The organism is Streptomyces sp. P9-2B-2 (assembly GCF_030406865.1).
Classification (GTDB): Bacteria; Actinomycetota; Actinomycetes; order Streptomycetales; family Streptomycetaceae; genus Streptomyces; species Streptomyces platensis.
Map to the genome: position 1 here is coordinate 1,063,414 of NZ_CP129126.1, position 24,029 is coordinate 1,087,442.

Below are 24,029 nucleotides of genomic sequence, written 5' to 3' on the forward strand. Positions count from 1 at the left end.
CCTCAGTCCTGCGGGGACCGGGCGGCCGCGAGGCGCTCCTGTGCTTCGGCGAGGTCCTCGTCGGTCGGGGCGTCGTCCTGGGTGAGAGTCCGGCGCCAGTAGCCGCTGAAGTCGATCCGGCCCTTGTCGATACCGCGCTCGTCGACCAGATGGCGCCGGAGCGCACGGACCGCGCCCGCCTCCCCGGCCAGCCAGGCGAAGACCGGCCCGGGCGGGAAGGTGAGGGCGCGTACGGCGGCCGGGAGGGTGTCGTGGCGGCCGTCCGTGTGCACCCATTGCACGGTGAGTTCCGCCCGGGTCGTGAAGTGCTGCTCGTCGGCCGGGCCGGCCACCTCGACGCAGGCCAGCGCGCGGGTGCCGGACGGCAGCGCCTCGACGAGGGAGCCGATGGCCGGCAGGGCGGTCGCATCGCCGGCCAGCAGCAGCCAGTCGGCCCGGTCGAGCGGCAGCGCCCTGGCGTACTCGGCGGCCGGGCCGTACCGGGCGAGGAGGTCGCCCACGGCGGCGGAGGCCGCCCACCGGGTCGCCGGGCCGGCCGTCGCCGGTGTGCCGTGCAGCACGAAGTCGACGGTGATCCGGTGCCGGACGGGGTCGTAGGCGCGCACCGTATAGCTGCGCATCCACGGCCGGTCGTCTTCGGGGAGGGCGAGGAACGCCTGGTACCAGCTCATCGCGTCGCCGTCCGCGGCGGCGTCGGGCAGCCGGGGCGCGCGCCGGCCCGGCTTGGGGAAGAGCAGCTTGAGCTGCTGGTCGGGCCAGGTGGGGAAGTCGTCGAGGCCGGCACCGGCGAAGGTGATCCGGACCATGTGCGGGGTGATCCGCCGGACGTCGGTGACCTCTATGAGCGCGACGGGCACGGCTGTCATCGGGTCCTCCATGGGGCAGCAGGGGCGAGGGCGGGGGCTTGTGCGGGGTGCGCCGTGACGTAGCTCCGCAGATGGCGGGCCGTCAGCGAGTCGCCGGTGGCGACGAGATCGGCGGGGGTGCCGGTGAAGACCACCCGCCCGCCGTCCTGGCCGGCGCCGGGGCCGAGGTCGATGATCCAGTCGGCGTGCGCCATCACGGCTTGGTGGTGCTCGATGACGATGACGGTGTTGCCGTCGTCGACCAGCCGGTCCAGCAGGCCCAGCAGCTGGTCCACATCGGCGAGATGGAGTCCGGTGGTCGGCTCGTCGAGGACATAGACGGCGCCCCGCTCCGCCATGTGGAGGGCGAGTTTGAGCCGCTGGCGTTCGCCGCCGGAGAGGGTGGTGAGCGGCTGGCCCAGGCCGAGATAGCCCAGCCCCACCTCGGCGAGGCGGTCGAGGACGGTGCGGGCCTGCCCGGTGGCGAAGAACTCCCGGGCCTCGGCCACCGGCATGGCGAGGACCTCGCTGATGTTCTTGCCGCGCAGGGTGTAGGTGAGGACCTTGGGCGTGAACCGCTTGCCCTCGCACTCCTCGCACACCGAGGCCACCCCCGCCATCATCGCGAGGTCGGTGTAAACGAGGCCGATGCCCTTGCAGGTGGGGCACGCCCCTTCGGAGTTCGCGCTGAACAGGGCGGCCTTGACGCCGTTGGCCTTGGCGAACGCCGTACGGATCGGGCCGAGCAGCCCCGTATAGGTGGCCGGGTTGGACCGCCGGGAACCCCGGATCGGGGACTGGTCGGCGACGATCACGCCGTCCCGTCCGGGCAGTGACCCATGGATCAGGGAACTCTTGCCCGAGCCCGCGACGCCGGTGACGACGGTGAGCACCCCCAGCGGGATGCCGACGCTGACGTCCTTGAGGTTGTGGGTGTTCGCGCCGCTGATCGTCAGCTCTCCCACCGGCCGCCGCACCCGCTCGCGCAGCCCGGCGCGGTGGTCGAGGTGACGCCCGGTCAGGGTGCCGGAGGCGCGGAGCGCGGCGACGTCACCGGTGAAGCAGAGCTCTCCTCCGGCGGAGCCGGCTCCCGGGCCGAGGTCGACGACATGGTCGGCGATCGCGATCGTCTCGGGCTTGTGCTCGACGACCAGGACCGTGTTGCCCTTGTCGCGCAGCCGCAGCAGCAGATCGTTCATCCGCTGGACGTCATGCGGATGCAGTCCCACGGTCGGCTCGTCGAAGACATAGGTGACATCGGTCAGGCTGGAGCCGAGGTGACGGACCATCTTCACCCGCTGGGCCTCACCGCCGGAGAGCGTGGCGGACTCCCGGTCCAGGCTCAGATAGCCCAGGCCGATCTCGACGAGCGAGTCGAGGGTGTGGCAGAGGGTGGCGACCAGCGGGGCCACGGCGGGGTCGTCGATGCCCCGGACGAAGGTGACCAGGTCGCTGATCTGGAGGGCGGCGCATTCGGCGATGTTGCGGCCGGCTATCCGGGAGCCGAGGGCGGCGGGGTTGAGGCGGGCTCCGCCGCAGGTACCGCAGGCGGTGAAGGTCACCGCCCGGTCGACGAAGGCCCTGATGTGCGGCTGCATGGCGGCCCGGTCCTTGGCGAGGTAGCTGCGCTGCACCCGTACCAGCAGGCCTTCGTAGTTGAGGGTGGAGGTGCCCACCTTGATCTTGGTGGCGGGCTTGTGCAGGAAGTCGTCCCACTGGGCGGGCGTGAAGTCCTTGAGTTTGACGTCCGGGTCGAAGAATCCGGAGGTGGCGAGGGTCTGCCAGTACCACGAGCCGACGGTGAAGCCGGGAGCGGTGATCGCCCCCTCGTTGAGGGAGAGTTCGGTGTCCAGCAGCTCGCCGGTGTCGATCGCCGAGACCCGGCCGAGCCCTTCGCACTCCTGGCACATGCCCTCGGCGCTGTTGAAGCTGAAGGCGGTGGAGGTACCGGCGTGCGGGGTGCCCAGGCGGCTGAAGATGATCCGCAGCATGGTCTGTGCGTCGGTCGCGGTGCCGACCGTGGAACGGGAGTTGGCGCCCATCCGCTCCTGGTCCACGACGATCGCCGCGCTGAGATGGTGCAGCGCGTCGACATCGGGCCGGCCCTGGCTCGGCATGAAGGACTGGATGAAGGCCGTATAGGTCTCGTTGATGAGCCGCTGCGATTCGGCGGCGATGGTGCCGAAAACCAGGGAGGACTTCCCCGAGCCGGAAACACCGGTGAAGACGGTGAGCCGGCGCTTGGGAATGTCGAGTGAGATATCGGCGAGATTATTCTCCCTGGCGCCGCGTACCTGGATCAGGTCGTGACGGTCCGCGGCCGATGTTTCCCCGTTGCCCGGCCGTCGGCGGGTCTGCCCGTCCCCCATGTGCGCTGCCACCCCTCTGCTATCTTTACGCCGTAAAGAGTCCGGTCGGGGACGTTACTTTATGCCGTAAGGAGTGGCAAGTGGTGGTTTTCGCGGGCCAGGGCGACGCCCGTCGTTCGATGGCACTGTTGTGGCGTGCGGAAAGCCCCGCCGGAGCGCGGACGCGGCGGTGGCCGGGACCCAAGCCGGCGCTGAGCGTGGCGGCGATCGTCGACGCCGGGGTGGCGGTCGCGGACGCCGACGGTATGGCGGCGCTGTCCATGCGCGCGGTCGGCGAACGGCTGGGCCGTACCGCGATGGCGCTCTACACCTACGTCCCCGGCAAGAGCGAGCTGGTGGACCTGATGTATGACCAGGTGCTGGCCGAGCTGCCCACCGACTACGACCTGACGCCGGGCTGGCGCACCGCGGTGACCTCGTGGGCCGAGGACACCTGGGAGTTCTACCTCCGCCACCCCTGGGTGCTCCAGGTCTCCCAGGCACGCCCGGTGCTCGGCCCCAACGAATACCGCGCCCTGGAGACGCTGCTCCGCCTGCTGTACGCGACGGAGCTGAGCTCGGCGGTGCTGCGACGGGTGGTCGGGGCGCTGTTCCACTTCATCCGCGGCGCCGCGCAGACCGTGACGGAATCGCGGCAGGCCGCGGCCTCGACGGGAGTGTCCGACGAGGAGTGGTGGCAGGCCCGTTCCGGCCTGCTGACCGAGATGGTCCCCGACTTCGCGGAGCGCTTTCCGCTGCTGGTCCGGCTGGAGACCGAGGGTGCCGCCCCGGACCCGGGCGACGCGGTCCCCTACATGGAACGCGAGGCGCGGAGCACCTTCGACATCGGACTCGCCGTCATCCTGGACGGCATCGACGCGGCGATCCAGCAGGGCCGCTGAGGGGCCGCCACCCCGGCGGCCCGCTTTCCCGCGCGGCCGTTGGGGTGATCAAGGGGCCTCGCTGCGCCCGGGCCGGTGTCGTCGGCCGGGCTTGGCGCGTTGGTCTTCCGTGACCGTTTTCCGCGCCCGTCCGTGGTTTCTGCCGACCAGCCTCGCGGCCTTCCTGACCGAGGCGTGGCCGGACGGGCCGGCTGACGACCCGTCGGATACCGGGCCCGGTACCGGACCCGACGGGCCGTCGCATGCGCCGTCCGACACCCCGTCCGCCACCCGGTCCGATACCCGGTCAGCTGATTCCGGGCCGACCGATTGCCCCTCGCGTCCGGACGCGCCCGACACCCCCGACAGGGACCCGGACAAGCCCGCTGACCGGCCCTGATGGCGGGCCCGGCGGCAGGCCGGGCAAGGGAGCTGACGGCGTGTCGAAAGCTGGCGGCTGCACCCACCGTGACGATCGGCTCACCATGTGTGGCGAGCCGGAGTGATCACCCATAGCTTCGCCTCATGGTGCTACGACAGATGAAATACATGGGCTGCGTCGCCGCGGTGATGATCGGCGGCCTGGGTGCCGCGTCCCCGTGCGACGCTTCCGGACGCCATGTCGTCCACGCAGGCGAATCGATCCAGCGCGCGGTGAACAGGGCGCGGCCGGGCGACACCATCGTCGTCCGGCCCGGCGTCTACCGGGAGAGCGTGCTGATCAACAAGTCACGGCTGCGCCTGGTCGGCGCGGGCCGCAAGACGGTGATCGCCCCGTCGGGCAGACGGGCCGCGAACGCCTGCGGGAAGGACGGCAACGGCATCTGTGTCGTCGGAAAGGGCAGAACGCTGCGCGACGTCACGATCCGCTCGCTGACCGTCAGAGGCTTCAAGAAGAACGGGATCTTCGCCTCCGGGACCGACCGGCTCTCGGTGATCCACGTGACCGTGCGGAAGAACGGTGTGTGGGGCATCGCGCAGGAGAAGTCCATCCGCGGTGTCTTCCGCGACAACTCCGCCATCGACAACGGCGACGCGGGCATCTTCCTCGCGAACAAGACCAAGGAAGAGGGCGGCGGCGCCGACACCCGGGGCGCCGTGATCAGCGACAACTACCTCGCGGGGAACCGCATCGGCGTCACGATCCGGCGGGTCAGGAACCTGACGGTCGGCTACAACACCATCACCAGGAACTGCGGTGGGGTGTTCGTCGTCGGTGACGAGTCCCGTCCCCAGGCCGGCGCGCTGACGGTACGGAACAACTCCATCTACAAGAACAACAAGTTCTGCCGCGGCAACACCCGGCTGCCGGACATCCAGGGTTCCGGCGTCGTGCTCACCGGAGCCGAGCACGTCCTGGTACGGCGCAACGTGATCCGGGACCACCACGGCAAGTCGCCGCTCTCGGGTGGTGTCGTGCTCTTCCACAGCTTCGTGAAGGTGCTCAACCACCACAACGTCATCAGCCACAACATCGTGCTGCACAACAGGCCGGTGGACCTGGCCAACCGGGACCTCCCCGGCAAGGGCAACCGGTTCATCCGCAACGTCTGCCGGACCTCGGAGCCGGCCGGGCTGTGCCGACGGCTGCCCCGGGACGGGCTGACCCCGTCGGCATCGGGAGAATAGAGGCGCAATGACCACCGTAAGCTCCACTCCCCCACCCGCGATGCGGCTCCGGGAGCTGATCTTCGGAGCCGCGTGTGCGGCGGCCGTACGGGCGGCGGCACGCCTCGGTGTCGCCGATGCCCTCGGCGACCGGCCCACCACCGCGGAGGAACTGGCCGCCGCGGTGCAGACCGAGCCGCGGCCGCTGGACCGGCTGCTGCGCGCGCTGTCCTGCTACGGGATCTTCGCCGAGACGGACGACGGGAAGTACGTCCACACGGAGATGTCCCGGCTGCTGCGGGAGGACACCCCGAACAGCCTGCGCTACATCTCCCTGTGGTGCACGGAGCCGTGGACCTGGGAGGCCTGGCCGCGGCTGGACGACGCGGTGCGCTCCGGCCACAGCGTCTTCGACGAGCTGTACGGCAAGGGGTTCTTCGACTACCTGCACGAGGACGCACGGGAGTCCGCCGAGGTCTTCAACCGGGCGATGACCACGTCCAGCAAGCAGTCGGCGCAGGACATCGCGGGGCTGCTCGACCTGACCGGGGCGTCCTCGGTGGCGGACATCGGCGGCGGGCAGGGCCATGTCCTCGCCAGCCTGCTGGAGAAGCACCCCACGCTCCAGGGCACGCTGCTCGATCTGCCCAAGGTCGTGGCGCACCCGGACCCGCGGCTGGCGGACGGCGGCGCGCTGGCCGCTCGGGCACAGATCGTGCCCGGCGACTGCCGCGACGACATCCCGGTCCAGGCCGATGTCTACATCATCAAGAACATCCTGGAGTGGGACGACGAGAGCACCCGCAGAACCCTGCGGAACGTCGTCAGGGCCGCCCGTCCCGGCGCCCGGGTCGTCATCATCGAGAACCTCGTCGATGACAGCCCCTCCATGAAGTTCACCACCGCCATGGATCTGCTGCTGCTGCTCAATGTCGGTGGCGCCAAGCACACCAAGGCGAGCCTGGTCAGCCGGATGGCCGAAGCCGGCCTGAAGGTCGGCGAGATCCTGGTCGTCAACCCGTATCTGCACGCCTTCGAGTGCACCGTCCCTGAATGAGCGGTCCGGGCACGGCAGGTCGCCCGGTGAGGAGACTGCTCCTCGCCGGGCGACCTTGCCCCGGTCCGGGGATGCGCGAGAGCCGGGGGATCGCCTCGGCTCCGCGTGCGCGTCAGCTGCTGCCGTCGCGCTGCCAGCTGTAGAACTGCTGGGCCATCGCGTCCTTGGGGCTTCGCCAGGTCTCCGGGTCGTAAGCGCTGACGAAGGCGGACAGCTGGTCGCTGACGGCGCGGAATTCGGGGTGTTCCGTCACCTTGGCGATCTCCGGGCCGGGCGGCCGGTCGGATTCGATGAGGTGCAGATACACGTCACCGAACTGGAAGAGGGTCCGCCGCGAGACGCCGACCAGGTGGGGCAGTTCCGTACGGTCGGAGGCATTGAAGACCTCGGCGATGTCCGGAGCCGAACCGGGTTTCATGCGCGCGACGATCAGAGCGTGATGCATCAGGGGTCCCTTCGTTGCCGCCGGCAGGCGGTCCGAACGCGGCCTGGTGGGCCGTCAGCTGACGGTGGCGGACCGGAGCTCGCGGTCCCGCTGCTCGATCCGGTCCCGGATGAGCTCCATCTGGATCCGGGAGTTGCGGTTGATGAGCTCGGTCATGCCCTTGTCGTCGACCGGCGCGTCGGGCTTCATCGCGAAGTCCTGGGTCCAGTGCATCGAGGTGCCGCCCGGGATCTCGGCGTACTTCCAGTGGATGTCCATGTGCGCGAACGGGCCGGTCTCGACGCGGCGGGCGCGGACCGAGCGGTTCTCGCGGTCGACGACCCGCTCGGAGACCCAGCTCCAGACCGTGCCGTTGTCGTCCGGGTGCATCGTCAGCCGGAAGGTGGTCTTGTCGCCTTCCCTGGACAGCACCTCGACCGAGGCGTACTCGCTGAACAGCTGCGGCCAGTTCTCGATGTCGTTGGTGATGTCCCAGACGAGGTCGAGGGGCGCCGCGATGGTGATGTCGTTCTCGGTGTGGCCGGGCATGTCATGCTCCTGTCGTAGGCACGGTGTCATTGGCGGTGTTGACGAGGGCGAGGAAGTCGCGCGGCGTCTTGCAGCGCTCCGCGTCGGTCGGCATCGGCCGGCCCTGACGGTTCTCCAGCTCGCCCACGATGCCGAGGAGGCCGAGCGAGTCGAGGCCGAAGTCCGCGAAGGTCGCGTCCTGCCGGTTCGCCAGCTCCTTGGGGTCGACGGTGAGGCCGGCCGCGGACTTCATCAGTGCGGCCAGCTCATTGAGCGTCAGTTGAGCGGTCATCCGAGGTTCTCCTTCTCATGAGGGGGACCCGGAGCCCTTCCGCAGCACCAGCGCCGCGTTCGAGCCCATCAGTCCCCGGCTCAGCACCAGCGCCGTCCGCAACTCGGCCGGGCGGGCCCGGCCGGTCACCACGTCGAGGTCGTGGCAGACGTCGACGACGTTGGGGGTGGGCGGCACGACGCCGTACTCCATCGCGAGCACCGCGGCCGCGGTGTCCAGGACGGGGGCGCCGCAATACGCCCGGCCGGTGCCCGTCTTGGGTGCGGTCACCGGGACCTGCGAGGCGTGCCGGCCCAGGGCGTCCGCCAGCGCCAGCGCCTCGGCCCGGTCGGCCGCGGGAACGCCGAGCGCGTCCGCGAACACCACATCGATCTCCTCCGGGGCGCACCGCGCATCCTCCAGCGCGCGACCGATCGCATGGGCGAGCCCGGCCCGGGACTCCTCCCACAGGGAGGCCCCGGTGAAGGTCGCGGCATGCCCGGCCAGCACGGCCCGGACACTCGCCCCGCGGCTCACGGCCGCCTCCTCCTCCTCGACGATCAGCATCGCGCCGCCCTCGGCGGGCACGAAGCCGCACGCGCCGCTGGTGAACGGGCGGTAGGCACGGGCCGGATCGTCGAGCTTGCTCAGATCGTCGTAGCCGAGCTGGCAGACGACCGAGTAGGGGGCCAGTGGTGCCTCGGCGGCACCCACGACGACGGCGTCGGTGCCGCGCCGGATGGTGCGGGCGGCATGCGCCAGGGCGTCCAGACCGCCCGCCTCGTCGCTGGCCACGACTCCGCACGGCCCCTTGAAGCCGCCGCGGATGGAGATCTGTCCGGTGCTCGCCGCGTAGAACCAGGCGATGGACTGGTACGGGCCGACATGGCGGGAGCCCTGGCCCCAGAGCCGTTGCAGCTCCCGCTGGCCGAACTCACCACCGCCCGATCCGGCGGCCGTGACGACTCCCACCGCGAACGGTGAGTCGTTGTAGTCGGCACGGCCGAGCCGGGCGTCGTCCAGCGCGAGGTTGGCCGCCGCCATGGCGAAGTGGGTAAAACGGTCGGTCTGGACGAGGTAGCGCTCCTCGATCAGATCCGCCGGATCGAAGCCCCTTACCTCACCGGCGACCTTGAGGGGCAGATGCTCACACCCCTCACGGGTGACGCGGTCGAGGACGCTGATGCCCTCCACCGTCGCCTTCCAGAAGGTCTCGGTGCTCACCCCGTTAGGGGCGATGACACCGATGCCGGTGACGACGGAACGACGTTCTTTCGGGGAGCTCATGATGCCCTCCCACCCTGTCGGGTCAGTACCACAGCTGACTGGAATCCACCGAAGCCGCTGCCGACCGAGAGCACCGAACGCAGCGGCAGCTCCCGGGCCGTCTTGGGCACATAGTCGAGGTCACACTCCGGGTCCGGAGTCTCGTAGTTGGCCGTGGGCGGCACCACCTGGTGGGTGAGTGCCAGCACACAGGCCACGATCTCGATGGCGCCGATCGCGCCGAGCGAGTGGCCCACCATGGATTTGATGGAACTCATCGGCACCTTGTGGGCGTGCGCGCCCAACGACCGCTTGACGGCGGCCGTTTCGTGCCGGTCGTTCTGCTGGGTGCCCGAACCGTGCGCGTTGACGTAGTCCACCTGGGTGGCGTCAACCCTGGCGTGGCCGAGTGCGCGGTTGATCGCCTCGGCCATCTCCAGGCCCTCCTGGGTGAGGCCGGTCATGTGGTACGCGTTGCCGAAGGTGGCATAGCCACGTATCTCACAATGGATGGTCGCTCCGCGGGCGCGGGCGTGTTCCAGCTCCTCCAGGACGAGCACGGCGCCGCCCTCACCCATCACGAATCCGTCGCGGTGGGCGTCGAACGGGCGGGAGGCGTGCGCGGGATCGTCGTTGTTCGCCGAGGTCGCCTTGATCGCGTCGAAGCAGGCCACGGTGATCGGGGAGATCGGCGAATCCGAGGCCCCGGCGATACACACATCGACCCGGCCCTCCTCGATGGACTGGAAGGCGTACCCGATGGCGTCGAGGCCGGAGGTGCAGCCCGTCGAGACGGTCTGCACCGGGCCGTGGGCGCCGATCTGTTCCGCCACCGCGGAGGCGAGCGAACTCGGGGAGAACGCCCGCTCCAGGTGGCGGCCGGCCGGCCGGTGGTCGACATCCCAGCGGGCACCGTGACCGCTGACGGCGACATAGTCGTGCTCCAGCCGCGTGGTGCCGCCGACCGCGGTGCCCAGCGACACCCCGACCCGCCAGGGGTCCTCCGCCTCGGTGTCCAGGCCGGCGCTGCGCAGCGCCTCGTCCGCGGCGACCATCGCGAACTGGATGTACCGGTCCGAGCGGGCCACCTGCTCCTCGCTCAGACCGTGCGCCGCGGGGTCGAAGTCGCACTCGGCGGCGATACGTGAACGGAAACCCTCGGGATTGAAGAGGGTGATGCCACGCGTCGCCGTACGACCGGAGGACAGCAGGTCCCAGAAGGCGGGCACACCCACGCCGCCCGGCGCGACGATACCGACGCCGGTGACCGCCACGCGGCGGGTCATGACACCGGCTCCGTGCGTTCCGGTGGCGCGACCGGTGTGCTCTCCTCCGCGCCCTCGGTATCGACGTGGCCGAGCTCGGGGCGCGGAGCCAGCGGGCCGAGATGGAAGACCATCCGGGCCTCTTCGTCCCCGACATTGCGGAAGCGGTGCCGCATGTACGGGGGGATCAGCAGACCCTGGTCCGGGCGCAGCGGGTGCGGTTCCCCGTCGAGGTCGACTTCGAGCAGGCCTTGCACGACGTACACGAACTCCTCGGAGTACGGGTGGTAGTGCTCGCCAATGCGCTCGCCGGGCTGCACGAGTGCCATGCCCATGAAGCCGCTCGTGGCGCCCACCGCGCTGGGTGTCAGCATGGCGCGCAGATCACCTCCGCGCCGGCGGTTGGGCTGGGTCTCGCTGAGGTCCACGATGCGTGGGCGGTGCGTGGTCATGGCTGTTCCTCCAGGGGCGTGATGCCGGCGGTTGAATGGATGAGCGGCCTGCCTACGGCCGGGGCGTCAGGCGCCCGGTGCCCGGCGGTCGGTGATGAGGGCCATGTCGGCGCGCTCCAGGAAGTGCGCGATCTCCCGGTCGTTCGACAGCCCGCCGGCCACATCGGTGTCGATGAGGCGCCGCAGCACGGCCGTCTTGCGGGGGCCGCGCACACCGAGCGACAGCATGGGGTCGCTGTCGACGGGGATACGGAGGTCGACCATCCGGACCACGACGTCGTCGCGCTGGAAGATGGTGCTGCCGGCGACGGGACAGGACGGATCGTCGGCGGCCAGTTCGTCCTGGCGGGCCAGCATCCGGGCCAGCGCCATGCCGCAGCCCTCTTTGGCGGGGTAGTACAGCGCATGCCGCCTGATGCCGTCGGGCTGCTGTCCACCGGCCGCGACGTGGTGCACCGCGGGCAGGGCGGCACGGGTGAAGAACACCCGGGCGGAGTTCGGGTCGCCGAGGTCGCGGTCCTGCTCCAGATACGGGTTGATGGCCTCCTCGACGGCCCGGACCTCGGGCTGCTGGGAGATGTGCCGCAGCGCCGCGACGAGGTCGCCCTGCACCTCGACCGCGCGCACGACGCGGTTGCCGTGCATGAAGAGGGAGGTGCGGCGGAGCCTGGTGGTGTCGTCGACCTTGGCCTCCGGGGAGGTGTACCCGGCGAGGATCTCGGCGACCATCGATTCGCTGCCCGGTTTCACGGTGAAGGTCAGCGCGTGCCGGACCACGCCGTCGCCGACGCGGGGGTTGGCCTGGAGCCGTCCCTTGGGGGGCTCGGGCGCGAGGCTGGCGATGTTCGAGGTCTCGCGCAGCACGCTGAAGCGCAGCGAGCGGGTGTCACGGACACAGCCGTGCAGCGGCTGCACCATCTTGACGTGTTCCTCGCTGTTGACCCAGGCCAGGAACGGCGGCGCACTCTCCCATTCGCTGGTGATGAGCCACTGTGAGGGGTTCTCGATGGACTGGCACAGCTGGTCGGTGATGTGCCCGGGGACGGACGCGACCTGGTTGCGCAGGTGCTCGTAGGCTTCCAGGAAGTCCTGCTGGGCCCCTTCGTGGAGATCCAGGAGCAGCACGACCCGAAGCCGTGAGCCGTCGAAGGCTGACTGGGATATTCGTTCCGACAGCGTTGTCATCGTCTACGCATCTCCTTCGGGGCCCGACGGCCCCAGTGGTGCGTCGTCAGTTCCGGTGCGATCCGGTGACTGAGCCGGATGGTGGGGACGGCCCGCCCGGTGTCCGGGGGCGTCCCGGATTCGATCGTGGCCGGGACCCACGGGTGGCGCGAGATCTGTGAGCCATGCAGGTGAACCGTGATCGAACACGGCCGCAGCCGGGCATTCGTGCTCCATCTGCCGTACACGCCCCTGGAGCTGGAGCACGCAATGAATCCCACCGCCGAAGACCGGGTTCCGGTACTCATCGTGGGCGGGTCCCTGGTCGGCCTGTCCGCGTCGCTGTTCCTGGGACGTCTGGGTATCCGGCATCTGCTGGTCGAGAAGCACTCGGACACCTCCCGCCACCCGCGCGGGCGGGGGAACAACGTCCGCACCATGGAGCTGTACCGGGTGGCCGGCGCGGAGCAGCGGATCCGCGAGGCCGCGTCCACGCTCGCCGACAACCACGGCATCCTCCAGGCCCGTTCGCTCACCGGTGACGAACAGGAGTGGCTGTTCAAGGAGATCGACCCGGGCGGCGGACTGGCCAAGTTCAGCCCCTCCGCCTGGTGCCTGTGCAGCCAGAACGACCTGGAGCCGGAGCTGGTGCACTGCGCCCGTGAGCACGGCGGTGACCTGCGGTTCTCCACCGAGCTGTGCTCCTTCGAACAGGACGCGCAGGGCGTGACCGCGGTCCTGAAGAACCGGGAGACCGGTGAGCAGAGGACCGTCCGCGCGGACTACCTGATCGCGGCCGACGGCCCGCGCAGCCCCGTACGGGAGCGGCTGGGCATCGGCCAGACGGGGCCCGGCGACCTGTTCCACAACGTGAGCATCACCTTCCGCGCCCCGGCCCTCGCGGACGCCGTCGGCGACCGCCGCTTCATCGCCTGCTACTTGACCAACCCCGAGGCGGACGGCGCCCTGCTGCCGGTGGACAACCGGGCCGAGTGGGTCTTCCACGCCCCGTGGCACCCGGACCGGGGCGAGACCCTGGAGGACTTCACCGACGAGCGGTGCATCGACCACATCCGCCGGGCAACGGGCGTACCGGACATGCCCGTTGAGATCACCGGCAAGGCACCGTGGCACGCCGCGGAGCGGGTCGCCGAACGGTACGCGGCCGGCCGGGTCTTCCTCGCCGGCGACTCGGCCCACGAGATGTCCCCCACCGGAGCGTTCGGCTCCAACACCGGCATCCAGGACGCGCACAACCTCGCCTGGAAGCTCAGCGCCGTACTGAACGGCTGGGCGGGCCCCGAGCTGCTGGCGTCGTACGAGGCGGAGCGGCAGCCGGTGGCGCGGGAGACCAGTGCGCGCGCCTCGGCCCGCTCCGCCGAGCACAGCCACCCGGGGTACGTCCCGGCGCCCGGTGCGGGCGGCGGGCGGCAGCGCGGGGTGCTCACCGTGGCCCTGGGGTACTGCTATCCGCAGGGCGCGGTCGTCGGCGCCGATCCCGAGCTGCCGGTGGTCCCCGACCAGATGCGGCTGACCGGCGAACCGGGCACCCGCGCCCCGCACATGTGGCTGCACGCCGCCGGTGAGCGCCGCTCGACCCTCGATCTGTACGAGAAGTCCTTCGTGCTGCTGACCGGCACCGACGGCGAGATGTGGCGTACCGCGGCCAAGGGCGCCAACGAGGAGTTCGCCCTGGGGCTGCCGTGCTACATGATCGGCACCGGGCCGAACGACGACATGGCCCCCGAAGAGGGCGCCGACTGGGCCGAGAAGCACGGGACGACACCGGAGGGCGCGGTGCTGGTGCGCCCCGACGGCTTTGTCGCCTGGCGGGCCGAGGGCCGGGTGGCCGACCCCGAGGCGGCGCTCCGGGAGGTCCTCGCCTCACTGCTGTGCCGGAGCTGACCGGCCCGGCCCACCCCCGCCCGGTCCGACGGGCAGGGGCCGGGCCGCGAAGCACAGGAGGCGGCTGAGAGCGGAGGGGCCGGCGGGACACCCGCCGGCCCCTCCGCCCGTTGTCCCGCCGGTCCCGCCGCCGCGCGAACGTATCTTCTGCCCGTCACCACCGCAGGGGCATCTGAGGGCCGTCCCGGCCGCGTCCCGCAACCCGGGGAACCTATTTCCGGTTGAGTCCGGGCATGGACGCCAAGAAGCCCGCCGCACACCCTTTTCAGCGCATCGCGCTCCCCCGCCAGCCGCCGCCCCTGCCGCCCCCCGCTCCACAGGCGCGCCGCCCGGCCGAGGAGGGGACGCCGATCTTCGACCAGCTGCTCAAGGAGTGGCGCTCCGGGGAGCTTCGGCCGGTGGTGTCCTGGCCGGTGGACGATCCGGGGAAGATCAGGGCGGGCTCCGCTGTTGGGACGGATGATGGCCGTCCCTATCCGCGGAACCGCGACGAGGAGCATGACCGTGAGCCTGTACGACATCCCCCTGCGCACCCTGACCGGTGAGCCCGCTTCACTCGCCGACTACCGGGGCAAGGCCCTGCTGGTGGTGAATGTGGCGTCCAAGTGCGGGCTGACCCCGCAGTATTCGGGCCTGGAGCGGCTCCAGCAGCGCTACGGGGACCGTGGCTTCAGCGTGCTGGGCTTCCCCAGCAACCAGTTCGCGGGCCAGGAGCCCGGCACCGCCGAGGAGATCGCCACCTTCTGCTCCGCGACGTACGGCGTGAGCTTCCCGCTGTTCGAGAAGACCGAGGTCAACGGCGCGGACCGGCATCCGCTGTATGCGGAGCTGACGGGCACCGAGGACACCGAGGGGACGGCCGGCGACGTCCAGTGGAACTTCGAGAAGTTTCTGATCGGTGCCGACGGCAAGGTCGCGGGCCGCTTCCGGCCGCGGACCGAGCCGGAGGCCGAGGAGCTGGTCACCGCCATCGAGGCGGTCCTGCCGGGCTGATCCGATGACCGCGCCGCCGGTCCGCGGGGGCGGGCGGCGGCGTACCGGAGGGCGCCGGTCAGGCAACGGCCGTACCGGCGCCGTCCGTGACCTCAGCTGATCCGGCGGTGCCGGCGGCCGGTTCCCCGGCGGCGTCCCCGTCGGACACGATCTCGAAGGTGCCGTTCAGCCCGGTCATGCGCAACAGCCGCGCGACGCTTCCGCCGTGGGTGACCCCGGTCAGCCGCAGCCGGCCGCCGCGCTGCCGGGTGCGGTAGCGGGCACGGCTGAGCAGCGACAGACCGGCGCAGTCGATGAACGTCACCGCGCGCACATCGAGCAGGAGATCGCTGCCCTGGACACCGGTGAGGTCGTCCAGCTGGTCGGACAGCACCGACACGGCGAGGATGTCCAGCTCACCGCGGAGTTCCAGGACGGTGGTGCCGCCCGTCGCGGGGCTGGGTCCCACAAGTCTCGGGTAGTACTGACCTTCATCCATCGGCCCGGCCCACTTTCGTGCCGAGGCGCGGGATATGGCCACGCGTCTGCGGCGGAGACGTTCGGTAGGTGTGGGGGGCGCCCGGCGCATTCCGGGCGGTTCGGCCCGTTTCCGGGTCGGGGGTGGTGTGTCGGCTGTGTTCCTGCGTTTCTGCTGCTGTCCGTAGTTGTCTACGGCTTACCCGCAGGCCGCGGCCTCCAAGTCCCAGCGACCGGGACATCTACAGGTTGTCTCAAAGTCGACCCTCGCGGGTGTGGCTGAGACAGGTGCCCCAGGGCTGGATCCCCGGGGCGCGGCACGGCCGACCGCGGTTCCGCGTACGTCGCCGGTTGTGCGCCCGGGCTGCGGGCCGCGTAGACCCGCGAGGGGCTGTGGACACCGTGCGGCCGGAAATAGCAGCTTCCGGCGTCGGCGGGCGGGCGCACGTCGGCCCGGCGGCCGGACCGCGGACCGGGCCGCCCCGACGCCCCCGCGACCGGCCCTTGATCGCCCCGGGCGCCCCGCCGGACGCCTCGCTCGGGGCCTCGCCATGAGCCTCCCCAATCGCCTCGCCCGGACGGCCCCAATGGAACACTTTCGGGCGAATTAGACTGGCCGAATCGCCGGAAAGTGTGAGGTGTGCCCTGAAGCCGTCGGATCCCGCTGGAGATCTCCCCGACCGGACCGCGCAGAGCCCGCCTGCGCCGGCCGCGGGGCCGTTCTCCGGGCTTCCGCACCTGTGGGAAGAGGGGGGCGGGGTCGGCTCCGACCATGATCTGGGCCGCGCGCTGGACCGTATCGCCGAGGCCGCCGCCTCTCTCACGGGTGCGCACCATGCCGCCGTCGCCCTCCGTGACGCGGACGGCGGCGGGCCGGGTGAGCCGATCACCCACGGCGTCTCCCCCGGGGCCGCGCCGCCCGTCGGAGCCGCGCTGGAGGTGCCCATCCAGGTGGCGGGCGAGGTGTGCGGCACGCTGTACGTCGCGGGGAAGGGCGACGGCGGGGAATTCGACGACGGCGATCGGCATCTGGTGCGGGTGCTGGCCGCCGAGGCCGGGCTGGCCCTGAGCAATGCCCGGATGCACGCGGCCGCCCGGCAGCGACGACGCTGGATCGAGGGCGCGGCCTCCGTGACCACGGCGCTGCTGGCCGGGCCCGAGACCCGCTCCACGGCCACCCACGCCCTCACCGTCGTCGCGGAACAGGGCCGGGAACTGGCCGAGGCGGCCACCGGAGCGGTGCTGCTGCCGCACGCCGACGGCGGTATGGAGGTGGTGGCGATCTCCACCGTGCTGTCGGAGGACGTGCGGACCGAGGCATTCCACGACTGGATACCTCCCGCGAGCCCGGTGCTCCACCAGCTGCACGCCGGGCTGGCGGTCTTCTCCGACGACTTCGCCGCCGACCCCCGCTCGATCTCCCCCTTGTCGCGCCACTACGGCCCGACGATGCTGCTGCCGCTGCGCAGCAACGGGCGGGTGCTGGGCGCCCTGGCGCTGTGCCGGATGTCCGGCGACCGGCGCTTCAGCCACACCGAACGCACGCTGGGGACCCAGTTCGCCGCGCAGGCCGCGGTGGCGCTGGTGCTCGTCGACCGGCACCGGGACCGCGAGCGGCTCGCCGTCTTCGAGGACCGCGACCGGATCGCCCGCGATCTGCACGATCTGGTCATCCAGCGGCTGTTCGCCACCGGAATGCTGCTGGAGACCGCCCGGCGCAAGGCGCTGCTGCCGGAGGTGCAGGAGGGGCTCGGCGAGGCGATCGATGAGCTGGACGCGACGATCCAGGAGATCAGGACGGCGATCATCGCGCTCCAGCAGGGGCCGTCGGAGGCGCCGCCCGGCCTCCGCACCCGGGTGCTGCGGGCGGCGGGTGCGGCGCTCGGCGGCCGACCGTCGGTGCAGTTCGTCGGCCCGGTCGAGGCGCGGGTGGACGAGCGGACCGGCCGGGAGCTGCTGACCGCGCTGGACCGGGCGCTGACGTCGGTGGGGGCACCGTCGCCGCCCCGGGTGTCGGTCGTGGTGGACACCACCGCCACGCTGCCCGACGGACGGCCGGGCGTACGGCTGACGGTGCGGTCCCCCGACGGCTCGCACCCGCCCGTGACGTGGGAACGTCCGCTCGACGACCACTCCGGCTCCTGAATCCGACGGGTGAGCGCACCGGAATGGCTTGACCTCAAGATTGGTTGAGGTTCTAGGTTCCTTTATGTCGCCGGTCACGCACGGCGATCCCGTGACGCGACCCCGGCACCTGGAGGCCACGATGGACATGGAAGTCACCGCCTGGCACGCCCTGCACAGTTCGATGACCGCGCAGCAAGGACGGCGCCGCTTCTCCCGCGGCACCCTGCGCCGCATCACGGCCTTCGCCCGCCCGCACCGCCGCCGCCTGGTGTGGTTCCTCGTCCTGAGCACGGTGACCGCGATGCTCGCGGTGGCCACCCCGCTGCTCGCCGGCCGGGTGGTGGACGCCATCGTCGGCGGCGACGCACCGTCCCTCGTCCTCCGCCTGTCCGGGCTGATCGCCGTCATCGCGGTCGCCGAGGCGGGCCTGGGGCTGGTGACCCGCTGGCTGTCGGCGAGCATCGGCGAGGGCCTGATCCTGGATCTGCGCACCGCGGTGTACGACCACGTCCAGCGGATGCCGATCGCCTTCTTCACCCGTACCCGTACCGGAGCGCTGGTCAGCCGGCTCAACAACGATGTGATCGGTGCGCAGCGGGCGTTCAGCGACACCCTGTCCGGGGTCGTCAGCAATATCGTGACGCTGCTGCTCACCCTCGGGGTGATGATCGGCCTGTCCTGGCAGATCACCCTGATCGCACTCGTGCTGCTGCCGCTGTTCGTACTGCCCGCCCGCCGGGTCGGCCGCCGCCTGGCGGATCTGCGCCGGGAGGGCGCCGACCACAACGCGGCGATGGGCACCCAGATGACCGAGCGGTTCTCCGCGCCGGGTGCCACCCTCGTCAAGCTGATGGGCCGTCCGGCCCGCGAGTCCGCCGAGTTCGCCACCCGGGCCCGCCGGGTGCGTGACATCGGGGTCCGTTCGGCCATGGTCCAGACGTACTTCGTCACCGCCCTCACCCTGGTCTCCGCCCTGGCGCTGGCCGTCGTCTACGGCCTGGGCGGCTTCCTCGCGCTGCGCGGACAGCTGGAGCCCGGCGCGATCGTCTCGCTCGCCCTGCTGCTCACCCGGCTCTACGCCCCGCTGACCGCGCTGTCCGGCGCCCATATCGAGGTGATGAGCGCGCTGGTCAGCTTCGAGCGGGTCTTCGAGGTGCTCGACCTCAAGCCGCTGATCACCGAGAAGCCGGACGCCCGGGCGGTCCCCGAGGGCCCGGTGTCCGTCGAGTTCGACTCCGTACGCTTCGGATATCCGTCCGCCGACAAGGTCTCGCTGGCCTCCCTGGAGGAGGTCGCCACCCTCGACACCCGCGGCGGCGAAGAGGTCCTGCACGGCATCTCCTTCCGCGCCGAACCGGGCCAGATGGTCGCCCTGGTCGGCTCGTCGGGCGCCGGGAAGTCGACGGTGGCCCAGCTGCTGCCGCGGCTCTACGACACCGACACCGGGGCGGTCCGGCTCTCCGGGGTGGACGTCCGCGATCTGACCGCCGCCTCGCTGCGCGACGTCCTCGGCATGGTCACCCAGGACGGGCACCTCTTCCATGACTCGATCCGCGAGAACCTGCTGCTGGCCAAGCCGGAGGCGGCCGAGGCGGAGCTGTGGGACGCGCTGCGCCGCTCCCGTCTGGAGGAGCTGATCGCCGGACTTCCCGACGGGCTGGACACCGTCGTCGGCGAGCGCGGCTACCGCCTGTCGGGCGGCGAGCGCCAGCGGCTGACGATCGCCCGGCTGCTGCTCGCCCACCCCCGGGTGGTGATCCTGGACGAGGCCACCGCCCACCTGGACAACACCTCCGAGGCGGCGGTGCAGGAGGCGCTCACCGAGGCGCTGGAGGGCCGTACCGCCCTGGTCATCGCCCACCGGCTGTCGACCGTACGGGCCGCGGACCTGATCCTGGTGGTCGAGGGCGGGCGGATCGTCGAGCGCGGGACGCACGAGACGCTGCTGGCGGCCGAGGGGCGCTACGCGGAGCTGTACCGGACCCAGTTCGCCGACTCGGAGGACCGGCGGGCCGCCGCGGAAGCCGGGCGCACGGACTCCGGCCCGGACCACCTGCCGGAGTCGGCGCTGGTGAACTGACGCCGCGCCGGTGAGCCCCCGCCTCTTGGCGGGGGCCCCGGTATGCCGAAAACTGAGGCGATGACGCAGCGCGCGGAACACTCCACGCTCATGGACCGCCTCGCCATCGACGATCTGATCACCGGGTACGCCATCGCCGTGGACGACGGCGACTGGCCCGGCTATCTGGCCCTGTTCACCCCGGACGGCCGCGCCGACTACCGCTCAGCGGGCGGCATCGAGGGCGGCGCCGAGGAGATGGCCGCCTGGCTCGCCGAGATGCTGCGGCACTTCGCGATACGGCAGCATCTGATCGTCAACCGCCGGGTCACCCTCAACCGGCGGGACGGCGCCCCCGGCGACACCGCCACCGTCCAGGCCGACTACCTCAACCCGATGCGGCTCGCCGGCCCCGCGTCGGACGCCGGAGGCGGGCCGACCGCCCCCAACTACACCTGCGCCGGGCGCTATGAATTCGCCGCCCGCCGCACCACCGAAGGCTGGCGGCTGACCGGAGTCGTCGTCCACGAGAAGTGGCGGCAGGTGCAGCCGGTGGCGGACTGAGGGCCGCGCAGCCGGTCGCGATCCGGTATCGGCTGTTGCGGCGACACCCCCTTTTCTTGATCGGCGCACCCGCGCACACTGGCCGTCCGACCGGCGAAAACCGGCACCAGGGAGCCCGGCATGGACAGACCGCTCGGCCGGCAGGCGCGGTGGCTCGGCTCCCCCTGGTCACGGGGCCTGGCCGCCGCGCTCGCCGGAGCGGTCCCGGCCCTGACCTTTCCCGCCCCGTCCTGGTGGTGGCTGGCGTACGCCGCCCTGGTGCCCTGGCTGCTGCTGGTGCGGACGGCTCCGACGTACGGACGGGCGGCGCTGGACGGCTGGCTGGGCGGCACCGGCTTCATACTCGCCGTCCACCAGTGGCTGCTGCCGAGCCTGCATGTCTTCATCCTCGTGCTGGCCCTGCTGCTCGGTGCGCTGTGGGCGCCCTGGGGGCTGCTGGTGCGGGCGCTGCTGGGCGGTGCGCCCGGCGCGGGCCGGTGCGCCGCCGCGCTGGTGCTGGTGCCCTCCGGCTGGCTGATGGTCGAACTCGTCCGGTCCTGGGAGTACTTGGGTGGCCCATGGGGGCTGATGGGCGCCAGCCAGTGGCAGGTGCCGCCCGCCCTGCGGCTGGCCTCGTTCGGAGGGGTGTGGCTGGTCAGCCTGCTGATCGTGGCGGTGAACACCGCCCTGGCCGAGCTGATCGCCCGCCCGGCGGCCCGGCTGCCCGCCGTCGCCGGGCTGCTGGTGTGCGCGCTGGCGGTCACCGCGGCCTGGTTCCGGTCACCGGTCCTCCGCACCACCGGCACGGTACGGATCGCCGTCGTCCAGCCCAACCTGACCGGCACCCCGGCGGAACGGCTGGCCCGGAGCGAGGCGCTCACCCGGTCGCTGGCGGGCCGCGGGGTGCGCCTGATCGTCTGGGGCGAGAGCAGCCTCACCCAGGACCCGGCTGACCACCCGGCGCTCGCCGAGCGTCTCGCCGCCCTCTCCCGGCGGACCGGCGCCGAGCTGCTGATCAACGCCGACTCCGCGCACGCCGGACGGCCGGGCATCTCCAAGAGTGCCGTCCTGATCGGACCGGACGGACCGACCGGGGACCGCTACGCCAAGATGCGGCTGGTGCCCTTCGGCGAGTACATCCCGTTCCGGTCCGCGCTCGGCTGGGCGACCCGGGTAGGCAAGGCCGCCCCGACCGACCGGCTGCGCGGCACCGCCACGGTGGTGATGCCGGTCGCCTCCGCGGGCGGACTGCGCGTCGGACCGCTGGTGTGCTTCGAGAGCGCCTTCCCCGATATGAGCCGCCATCTGGTGCGCGACGGGGCGCAGGTGTTGGTGGCCCAGTCCTCGACCTCGACCTTCCAGGAGAGCTGGGCGCCCGCGCAGCACGCCTCGCTGGCCGCGCTGCGCGCCGCGGAGAACGGGCGGCCGATGGTGCACGCCACCCTCACCGGTATCAGTGCCGTCTACGGCCCGCGGGGCGAGCAGATCGGCGTGCGGCTCGGCACCGACCGCAGCGCGGCCGCCGTCTACGACCTGCCGCTGGCCGAAGGCACCACCCCGTACACCCGGTACGGCGACTGGGCGGTGTACGGGGCGATGGGCGCGCTGGTGCTCGCCGGCGGGTATGCGGGGCTGCGGGCGCTCAGCAGACGCTCTGCACGAGCGCGTCGGTGACGACCCGTTCGCACAGTTCGTGGGTGCGCAGCGCGTCCTGCGCGGACGGCTGCCGGCCGGCCCGTACGTCGTCCAGGAACGCCAGCACGATCTGCTCGATCCCGCGCTGACGGGCGACCGGCACCCAGTCGCCGCGGCGCCGGACGCTCGGCTGCCCCTTGTGGTCGATGACCTCGGCGAGATTGACGACCTGACGCTTGGTGTCCTGCCCGGAGACGTCGAGGATCTCCTCCGCGGAGCCGCTGAGGCGGTTCATGATGCCGAGGGCGGTGAAGCCGTCGCCGGATAGCTGAAGCACCACATGCTGCATCAGCCCCTCCCGGATCCTGGCCCGCACATCGATGTGGTCGACCTCCCCGGGGACGAGGAAGCGCAGGGTGTCGACGACATGGATGAAGTCGTCGAGCACCAGGGTGCGCGGGTCCTCGGGCAGGCCGATGCGGTTCTTCTGCATCAGGATCAGATCGCGGGCGTGCTCACGGCATTGGGCGTAGGCGGGCGCGAAGCGGCGGTTGAAGCCGACGGTGAGGCCCACCCCCCGCTCCTCGGCGAGCGTGACGATGCGCCGGGACTCGGCGAGTTCGTAGGCGATCGGCTTGTCGACATAGGTCGGTACGCCGGCCTCGATCAGCCGGGTCACGATCTCGGGGTGGGCGGAGGTGGCGGGGTGCACAAAGGCGGCGTCCAGGCCCACGGCGAGCAGCGAGTCCAGGTCCGGGTGGAGCTGGGCCGGGGGCAGCCGGTGGGTGGCGCCGACGCGTTGCAGGGTGGCCGGGGTGCGGGTGTGCAGATGCAGTTCGAGCCCCGGTTGTGTGCCCAGGACGGGGAGGTACGCCTTCTGGGCGATGTCGCCGAGTCCGATGCAGCCGACCTTCACTCATGCTCCTTGGGTTGTGCCGCGCTGGGGGTGCCTCGCGTGCCGGAAGCATACGTGCCGGTCGGCGGCCGCCAATCGGCGATGCCGTCCATGGCCCGCAGCGCCAGATCCGGTGCCAGGCGGGCGGGGACGGCCATCAGCGCGGCGCGCAGCGCGCGGGCCGGCCGGGAGCGCCAGGTGGTCAGCCGGCCGATCCGCTCGGCCCGGCGGACCACGTCCATGGTGCGCGGCAGCCGCTGCCGGGTGTACGCGGTGAGCGCGGCGGCGAGGTCGGCGTCCGGTGCGGCCAGATGGGCCAGCACGACGGCGTCCTCGACGGCCTGGCAGCCGCCCTGGCCGAGGTTGGGGGTCATCGGATGGACGGCGTCACCGAGCAGCGCGACCCGACCGCGGTGGAAGGCGGGCGGTGCGGCGGCCGCGGTGTAGACGTCGTTGCGGAGCACGGCGGCGGGGTCGACGGCGGCGAGGAGGTCAGGGATGGGGTGGTGCCAGGAGCCGAAGCGGCGCAGCAGTTCGGCCCGTTCGCCGTCGGGGGCCCGGCCGCCGGGCGGGACGGCCGCGGTGGCATAGGCGTAGACCCGTCCGTCGTGCAGCGGCTGGGTGCCCCATATGCCGCCCGGGCCCCAGGTCTCATGCGCGGTGAAGGGGCGGCCGGGCGCGGGAGCGACGAGGCGCCAGGCGGTGAAGCCGGCGTAACGGGGTGCGGGGTGCTGCGGGAAGAGGGCGCGGCGGACGGCGGAGTGGATACCGTCGGCGGCGACGACGAGGTCCGCGGTCAGCTCCTCGTCACCGGCCGCCCCGTGGATCCGCACTCGCGCCGGGCGGCCGTCCGGCCGGGCGTCGCCGGGGTCGGCCAGGGTGGCCGCGGCGGCGGTGCGTACCGCGCCCTCGGGCAGCCGGCCGGCGAGCAGTGCGACCACCTCGGCGCGGTGGGCGACCACCACCGGGCCGCCGTACCGCCGGACGGCCGCGGCCTGGTCCATACGGGCCAGTCGGCGACCACCGGGAAGCCGGAGTTCCGCCGCGGTCTGCGCGGGGGCCAGGGCACGGAGGCCGTCGCCCGCGCCCAGGGTGTCCAGGGCGCGCTGCGCGTTGGGGGCGAGGCCGATCCCCGCGCCTACGGGTTCCAGCGCGGCGGCGCGCTCCAACACGGTGACCGACCAGCCGCGGCGGTCCAGTGCCAGCGCCGCGGTGAGTCCGCCGATGCCGCCGCCGATGACGAGCGCGGTGTGCTGCCGCATGCTGCCTCCCGTATCCGGTCAACTACAGGTGTAGTCACCCCTGCG

At 71.8% G+C, this 24,029-nt stretch carries 21 protein-coding genes; 9 read left to right on the plus strand and 12 right to left on the minus strand.

Translation table 11 applies throughout. The features are described from left to right. Positions 1-2 precede the first annotated feature (2 nt). Together QT196_RS04780 and QT196_RS04785 are read right to left on the minus strand one after the other, a co-directional pair. Positions 3-866, minus strand: a complete 864-nt coding sequence (locus QT196_RS04780; protein ID WP_168477793.1) for a siderophore-interacting protein — start codon at positions 864-866, stop codon at positions 3-5. After that, entirely contained in the window at positions 863-3,214 is a 2,352-nt protein-coding gene (locus QT196_RS04785; protein WP_168483558.1) for an excinuclease ABC subunit UvrA, read from the minus strand. The genes QT196_RS04780 and QT196_RS04785 overlap by 4 nt, the downstream gene beginning before the upstream one ends. An 80-nt stretch (positions 3,215-3,294) precedes the next feature. On the opposite strand from QT196_RS04785, the gene QT196_RS04790 reads away from it, so the two are divergent. The 3 genes from QT196_RS04790 (at position 3,295) to QT196_RS04800 (ending at position 6,739) form a co-directional block, all read left to right on the plus strand. Further along, a complete protein-coding gene (locus QT196_RS04790) occupies positions 3,295-4,095 on the plus strand; it encodes a TetR/AcrR family transcriptional regulator (RefSeq protein ID WP_290354398.1) in 801 nt (266 codons plus the stop codon). 504 nt (positions 4,096-4,599) lie between these two features. Further along, on the plus strand, positions 4,600-5,703 hold the full coding sequence (locus QT196_RS04795) for a right-handed parallel beta-helix repeat-containing protein (protein ID WP_290354399.1): 1,104 nt from the start codon (positions 4,600-4,602) through the stop codon (positions 5,701-5,703). Positions 5,704-5,710: 7 nt separating this feature from the next. Further along, positions 5,711-6,739, plus strand: a complete 1,029-nt coding sequence (locus QT196_RS04800) for a methyltransferase (protein WP_168477795.1) — start codon at positions 5,711-5,713, stop codon at positions 6,737-6,739. Between the two features lie 112 nt (positions 6,740-6,851). Here QT196_RS04800 and QT196_RS04805 read toward each other — a convergent pair whose 3' ends face one another. The 7 genes from QT196_RS04805 to QT196_RS04835 all read right to left on the minus strand — a co-directional run bounded on the left by QT196_RS04805 (position 6,852) and on the right by QT196_RS04835 (position 12,130). Beyond that, positions 6,852-7,184, minus strand: coding sequence for a TcmI family type II polyketide cyclase (locus tag QT196_RS04805; protein WP_290354400.1), 333 nt, complete (start codon positions 7,182-7,184; stop codon positions 6,852-6,854). Positions 7,185-7,238: 54 nt separating this feature from the next. After that, complete coding sequence (locus QT196_RS04810) at positions 7,239-7,712, minus strand: SRPBCC family protein (protein ID WP_290354401.1); 474 nt, start codon at positions 7,710-7,712, stop codon at positions 7,239-7,241. A 1-nt stretch (position 7,713) separates the two neighbouring features. After that, complete coding sequence (locus QT196_RS04815) at positions 7,714-7,983, minus strand: acyl carrier protein (RefSeq protein ID WP_042152343.1); 270 nt, start codon at positions 7,981-7,983, stop codon at positions 7,714-7,716. Positions 7,984-7,998: 15 nt separating this feature from the next. Continuing rightward, entirely contained in the window at positions 7,999-9,249 is a 1,251-nt protein-coding gene (locus QT196_RS04820) for a ketosynthase chain-length factor (protein WP_168477797.1), read from the minus strand. Continuing rightward, positions 9,246-10,514 (minus strand): beta-ketoacyl-[acyl-carrier-protein] synthase family protein, encoded by a 1,269-nt coding sequence (locus QT196_RS04825; RefSeq protein WP_085923414.1) that lies wholly within the window; start codon positions 10,512-10,514, stop codon positions 9,246-9,248. The genes QT196_RS04820 and QT196_RS04825 overlap by 4 nt, the downstream gene beginning before the upstream one ends. Beyond that, positions 10,511-10,945 (minus strand): cupin domain-containing protein, encoded by a 435-nt coding sequence (locus tag QT196_RS04830; protein WP_085923415.1) that lies wholly within the window; start codon positions 10,943-10,945, stop codon positions 10,511-10,513. Before QT196_RS04830 ends, QT196_RS04825 begins: the two co-directional genes overlap by 4 nt. A 66-nt stretch (positions 10,946-11,011) precedes the next feature. Beyond that, positions 11,012-12,130, minus strand: a complete 1,119-nt coding sequence (locus QT196_RS04835; RefSeq protein ID WP_290354402.1) for a SchA/CurD-like domain-containing protein — start codon at positions 12,128-12,130, stop codon at positions 11,012-11,014. A 249-nt stretch (positions 12,131-12,379) separates the two neighbouring features. Between QT196_RS04835 and QT196_RS04840 the strand changes: the two genes are divergently transcribed. Next, a complete protein-coding gene (locus tag QT196_RS04840; RefSeq protein ID WP_290356609.1) occupies positions 12,380-14,014 on the plus strand; it encodes an FAD-dependent monooxygenase in 1,635 nt (544 codons plus the stop codon). Positions 14,015-14,518: 504 nt separating this feature from the next. Next, positions 14,519-15,007 (plus strand): glutathione peroxidase, encoded by a 489-nt coding sequence (locus QT196_RS04845; protein ID WP_211117289.1) that lies wholly within the window; start codon positions 14,519-14,521, stop codon positions 15,005-15,007. Between the two features lie 58 nt (positions 15,008-15,065). Here the strand turns inward: QT196_RS04845 and QT196_RS04850 are convergent, their stop codons facing one another. Next, complete coding sequence (locus QT196_RS04850; protein ID WP_168477801.1) at positions 15,066-15,455, minus strand: STAS domain-containing protein; 390 nt, start codon at positions 15,453-15,455, stop codon at positions 15,066-15,068. 641 nt (positions 15,456-16,096) lie between these two features. On the opposite strand from QT196_RS04850, the gene QT196_RS04855 reads away from it, so the two are divergent. From QT196_RS04855 to lnt, 4 genes are all read left to right on the plus strand, one after another. Next, on the plus strand, positions 16,097-17,608 hold the full coding sequence (locus QT196_RS04855) for a GAF domain-containing protein (protein WP_290354403.1): 1,512 nt from the start codon (positions 16,097-16,099) through the stop codon (positions 17,606-17,608). Positions 17,609-17,729: 121 nt separating this feature from the next. Beyond that, entirely contained in the window at positions 17,730-19,670 is a 1,941-nt protein-coding gene (locus QT196_RS04860; protein ID WP_168483561.1) for an ABC transporter ATP-binding protein, read from the plus strand. A 60-nt stretch (positions 19,671-19,730) separates the two neighbouring features. Continuing rightward, positions 19,731-20,213 carry a nuclear transport factor 2 family protein gene (locus QT196_RS04865; protein ID WP_168477803.1) on the plus strand — a complete coding sequence of 161 codons (483 nt, stop codon included), beginning with the start codon at positions 19,731-19,733 and terminating at the stop codon, positions 20,211-20,213. A 120-nt stretch (positions 20,214-20,333) separates the two neighbouring features. Beyond that, positions 20,334-21,866: an apolipoprotein N-acyltransferase gene (gene lnt, locus QT196_RS04870; RefSeq protein WP_266734712.1), complete on the plus strand. Its 1,533-nt coding sequence runs from the start codon at positions 20,334-20,336 to the stop codon at positions 21,864-21,866. Here the strand turns inward: lnt and QT196_RS04875 are convergent. Beyond that, positions 21,835-22,743, minus strand: a complete 909-nt coding sequence (locus QT196_RS04875) for a Gfo/Idh/MocA family oxidoreductase (RefSeq protein WP_290354404.1) — start codon at positions 22,741-22,743, stop codon at positions 21,835-21,837. The genes lnt and QT196_RS04875 overlap by 32 nt on opposite strands. Beyond that, a complete protein-coding gene (locus tag QT196_RS04880; RefSeq protein WP_168477806.1) occupies positions 22,740-23,984 on the minus strand; it encodes an FAD-dependent monooxygenase in 1,245 nt (414 codons plus the stop codon). Before QT196_RS04880 ends, QT196_RS04875 begins: the two co-directional genes overlap by 4 nt. Positions 23,985-24,029: the final 45 nt, after the last annotated feature.